Source organism: Chromobacterium alticapitis (genome assembly GCF_002924365.1).
Taxonomy (GTDB): Bacteria; Pseudomonadota; Gammaproteobacteria; order Burkholderiales; family Chromobacteriaceae; genus Chromobacterium; species Chromobacterium alticapitis.
In genome coordinates, this window is the sequence record NZ_PQWB01000145.1 from 1 (window position 1) to 4,677 (window position 4,677).

Consider the following 4,677-nt stretch of genomic DNA (forward strand, 5'->3'; position numbering starts at 1 on the left):
CGCAGGCCCGGGGGATCGTCGAAGTGGATGAGACCTTCATCCTGGAATCATTCAAAGGGCAGCGACACCTCCCACGCGTGTCGCGCCAGCGGGGTGACGTTGGCCAAACCCGGGGAGCCGGACCGGATCAGATTCCCATCATGAGCTGTCGTCCAGGTTGCCGTATTTCTTCTTCCAATTGTAGAAGGAGGTCAGGGCACGTAAATAATCTCGAAGTTTGACTTGTTGTCGTTGGAGGTTTTTTTGCCACCATCGACATAGATAATCTGCAAATCATAGAGATATACCAAATTCTTGTTAGGGTTCAGGATTAACTCCAGCACGGATATCTTTATATCAACCGATTGAGAGGAGTGTTCTATATCCAGCTCTATGGTTTGGTTGTCGATACTGATCAGCATGCGTTTGATTGGTCGCGGCCCTGAGAGATCGTAGGCGTTGCTGTCACTACGGAATTCAACAGCTTTCTTGATGTCCACCGGCGCGGATTGCTTGATGAAGTCCGGTAGCCTGTTTTGGTATTTTTCTTCCAGCACCAGCATCACCGGAATGTCGACCGGATTGAAACCTGTGAACTGCACCGCCAGATATCCCCTGAGCAAGAGTTTTTGTGGTGAGTGATTGAAGAAGGCATCCCAAATTAAGCCGAACTGGCTGGCTGGTAGCATGAAAGAATCCACGATGCCACTTTGTAGATTGATCAGCGCGTTTTTCTCCTCCGTTTTACCGTTAGGCAGGCCCAGTTGCAGTGTTAGGGTGTCGGCGTTGGCAAATGGCACCAGCTTGCCTTCCGGTTCCATTTGAGTGAACTGTACGGTAGCATTAGCAATGCGCGCCTGATTGACCTTCGGCGACAGGAAATAATCGAACACTACGTTAACATCGTTGAGGGATGTCGCATTAGGCGTCGCAAAAAACGAGATTGACAGCATTGGTTTGTCATCATCGGTGGCGTTGGTGGCTAGCAGAAAGGTATCCGGCAGATAATAAAGGTAATTCTTGCGCACATAGTCCTGATAGTATTGGTACCAAACCTGCCCATAAGCCAGCGAGATAAAAGTGAGTTGCAAGCGCGGGGGGGGCGGCAAGATACCCTGATAAATATAGGGATAGTAGTTCTCAGCAAAGTAGAAGATTTTTGGCGAAGTAACGGTGTTGATGAGGCCATGATCGGTAACGATGGCGACGACTAAAGTCGTCTGCGCGCCGTAATCCGATAGGGCGCGTAGCAGCGCATCACGCTGTATCAGGAGATTCAGATCAAGTTGTGCCCGATAACGGTTTGGCGGGTCATTCTGCAAAATCTGGTTGAAGATCATCTCTTCGACCTTACCGAAGGTGTCGAAGGTCAGGACTATATAAGGTATTTGCGGTACAGGCCTGCTGAGGACTAGGTCCACTATCATGTGCCAATGCGTGCCATCGTTGCTGGTGGCGATTTGGTAGCGAGTCTCTCCCGATACGATCTCGGTGCCAACATCTGCTAGCAACTCATCTGCCATGGGAACAGGCGCGGCACGATTACGCAGGTGCGAGGCCTCGGAGTCAGGAAACTGTTTCCGTGCATTGTCCAGAATGACTTTGTTTAGTGTCACCAGATCATTGAGAAAGGTATTCATAACGGTCTTCCAGGGAAGGGAAGCGTGCCAGTTGCCTGAATTGATTCAGGCAGGTGGAAGTCCAAAGAAAATGTCCATCGTGGCGGCAATAAAGTGGGCTTTCACTGCTTGCCATTGCCAGACGCCAGGCGGCCAGGGCGTTAACTGCGGGGGAGAGTTCCGACAGGCCGCGCCATTTAGCGTATTCCAGCGTTGTGAGCCACTCATGCGGGTGGGCGTAGTAAGGGGTTAAAGTGCGGATCCTGTCATAATGGCCGTCGCTCCAACGCAGTGCCTGATTCAACATCTGAATAATGCGCGGATAGGCCGGCGGCACATCGCTATTACCGGCTATGAGCGCATGGATCAAGATCAGCACGTTGGTATTCACGCAGCAGTCCAGTTGACCGATATCGCAATCTTCTCTCATCCAGGTGTGAAAGGCGTAACACTCCGCCCATTGGTGTTGCGGCGCATTCAGGCGGCGTTCGACGCGTTGTACCTGGTAAGCCTGCATCTGCGTCAGCGTCTGCCTGGCTTGCGTCAATGTGCGCCGACCGAATCGGTACAACAGCTCAGTGATGATAGCGGTATCATCGATGTCAGCGTCGATCCGTTGGCCCGCCATCCAGTTGGGATGCGCCGAGGTGGGCCAAAAGCAGAAATGGTGAGGACGGCTCTCGCACTCGAGTAGAAAATCAAGTGCCTTTTCTATATGGGGCGCAGTCTGCGATGTGTAGTCCAGCGTGCGCAATACCTGGGCGGTGACAAACGCGTTTTCATCCGGATGCCAACGGCCGTCCGGGGTGCGGACGTGTGCGGGAAAAGCGCCGCTGGCGGATTGCTGTGCGAGCAGTTCCGCCAGCTCCAACGGTGCGGTGACGGTCGCATTCACGCGTGCGTTGAGCGGAATCGTCTCAAAATGCGTATTTTGCGGGCTGAAGGTGCAACTGATACTTTCATCGCCGTGGCGATCGATGGAGAAGCCGACGACGTTGTATTGCAACGGGATCTGCTCGGCCACTGCTCTGTGTAACAGCGGCATGGAATGTTTGCAGGGTATTAGCAATTCGGCGACGCTGTCGAAAACTCGCCGGTTATCGCCAAAGAAGCTGGCCGCTATGGTGAACAATGTGAAGCTTTCCAGACTGCCGTCCGGCGAATACCCTAGGCTGAAGCCGTAGGTGGTATGGGGAAAGTCCTGTTGACCCGGCGTTTGCCGCAGCGCGCGATTCAGAAGGTGGGCCAGTCCAGGGAACCATGTTTCGCAGCCAAACAGGCGCATTACGGCAGCAATATCATCACACGTTATCAGTGCGCTGTGCCATTGGTAGTAATATTCGCGCGGCGAGTCGATCAGATCCGGATAGTAGCCAATCATTAGCAAAGCCAGTCCCGCTTCCCGGCACTCGTTAACGGCGAGCGGAGCATTCAACCAACCGTGTAGGTCCGAAGCGCCGGCGGGCGCTTCGGAATACACCTTGGTTTTGACCTGGCCTGGCGCGTACTTGCGCCCCAGCCAGGATCCGAAGCGCAACGGTAGTTCTCCCCCGCGTTGCATGCTCCGGATCGTTTCCAGACTGGTAGCAGGATCGGGGAACGAGGCGGTAGTGATCGCACGACAGCGTCGCGCAAACTCATCGATCGTGCGGGAGTCTGCGTAGAGCGGAAAAAATGGATCCAGTGTGCAGGAGAGATCCTGTGGTTTAGCCGACGAGACAGTAAACTCCAACGGGCAGCCGTTATAACCCAGCAGGCTGGTGGTAAAAGTCGTGTATAAACAGCCGGACGCCATCTTCACTTGGCCAAAGCGGGCAATGTCAGGGGCCAAGGTGGTTTGTAGATAGGGCGCTTCCCGACACAGGGCTTTGACCAAGGCATTCCATGTGGTTGGCAACACTGCGTTGTAGTCGACCATAGCGTTCATCTAGGCTAAGTTGGAGATGATTATAGCCGGCGGATTTTCGCTACCATCCCTTTCTACAGTTTCTCCGCCTACCAGAAAATAAATCAGTTTATAATTGACCACCCAAGGCTTTTCCGTTAAGTATCGGTATTTGAAAATCTGGCTATCGTGCTTGGAGCTGGTAAATGAATATTTCTTGGTTTTTTTGCTTCCTTTATCATCCCGATAATTCAGCTCAACAAGTACCTGGTTATAGTTTTCCCAAGAGAATTTTCGGTCAAATAGGATGCTGATCTCGTTGAAGGTTAGGACCGACCCTGGATCCATATTTAGCAGGGTCGATGCCGATTTAGACTGTAGCTGATAACTGCTGTTGCCTTCCCAGCCGGAGGAGGCGGCGGATTTGAAGGCAAATTCGCTGGTGACATGGAATAGCGCATTCTTGTCGCTGCTGCGGGCAATGCGTTTGGTCCATTTGCTGTCATCGGCAACAAAGGGATCGGCGGTATAAACCTTGTCGTTATAGTGGATGTTGAAGATTGCTGCTTTTATGCCGTATTCCTCGAAGTTGTCCGGTCCGAGTACGGTAAGGTCTAGTTGTTGGAAGAATGGATCGTTGATGTTGACTTGAATAAAGTAAGGAGCGGTTTTCTTGGCATGAAGAATATCGCTGCCGATGAAGTTTTGCGGTACTGCGGACTGACTGATGGCTTTAGATGATGTGTAGTTGAAGTTCAGGCTCTTGGTTTCCTCCATTCGCACCAGCTTGATCTCTAGCGAGGCGCAGGGGAGCAGACCACCTTTCTCACCTTCTTTCTTGTCGCTGGCGATCAGCGAATCCAAAATGGCATTGCTGGCGGATTTCGCCTGTGGATTGCTGTCGTCGTTAGACTTGAGCGTGGCGCTAAAAAAACTTTTCAGGATATCTTCCTTGACGAACTGTAGCGCCAACTCTTTCTCTTTGGCTTCGTCTACACTCGGCATGCTCTCGGTGACTTTTATCACCAGCTTCTGATCCTGCTGCAGTTTTTTTATGACGTTGTTGAATCCCAGCCAGAATCTGGCGGGGGTCTCCACTCAGGGCCATTCAATGCTATCTCATGCCAGCTTGCATAGCGCCAGTAACTGGTCTGGCGACCAACCCAGTTGTTCGCGTGCCGCTTTGATATTGTG

At 52.2% G+C, this 4,677-nt stretch carries 3 protein-coding genes and 1 pseudogene; 1 reads left to right on the plus strand and 3 read right to left on the minus strand.

What is annotated here, in order from left to right; all coding sequences use genetic code 11:
* Positions 1 to 143, plus strand: a pseudogene (locus C2I19_RS19650) (IS1595 family transposase); the annotation flags it as partial.
* A gap of 48 nt (positions 144 to 191) precedes the next feature.
* Here C2I19_RS19650 and C2I19_RS19655 read toward each other — a convergent pair.
* The 3 genes from C2I19_RS19655 to C2I19_RS19665 are packed head-to-tail and all read right to left on the minus strand — an operon-like array spanning position 192 to position 4,581.
* Positions 192 to 1,619, minus strand: coding sequence for a hypothetical protein (locus C2I19_RS19655; RefSeq protein ID WP_103904302.1), 1,428 nt, complete (start codon positions 1,617 to 1,619; stop codon positions 192 to 194).
* On the minus strand, positions 1,600 to 3,516 hold the full coding sequence (locus C2I19_RS19660; RefSeq protein ID WP_103904303.1) for a prenyltransferase/squalene oxidase repeat-containing protein: 1,917 nt from the start codon (positions 3,514 to 3,516) through the stop codon (positions 1,600 to 1,602). The genes C2I19_RS19655 and C2I19_RS19660 overlap by 20 nt, the downstream gene beginning before the upstream one ends.
* Positions 3,517 to 3,525: 9 nt before the next feature.
* On the minus strand, positions 3,526 to 4,581 hold the full coding sequence (locus C2I19_RS19665; protein ID WP_199181289.1) for a hypothetical protein: 1,056 nt from the start codon (positions 4,579 to 4,581) through the stop codon (positions 3,526 to 3,528).
* Between the last annotated feature and the right edge of the window lie 96 nt (positions 4,582 to 4,677).

Coding starts and splice junctions, on each gene's coding strand:
- C2I19_RS19655 (WP_103904302.1), bottom strand. CDS start 1,619: ATGAATACCTTTCTCAATGATCTGGTGACACTAAACAAAGTCATTCTG.
- C2I19_RS19660 (WP_103904303.1), bottom strand. CDS start 3,516: ATGGTCGACTACAACGCAGTGTTGCCAACCACATGGAATGCCTTGGTC.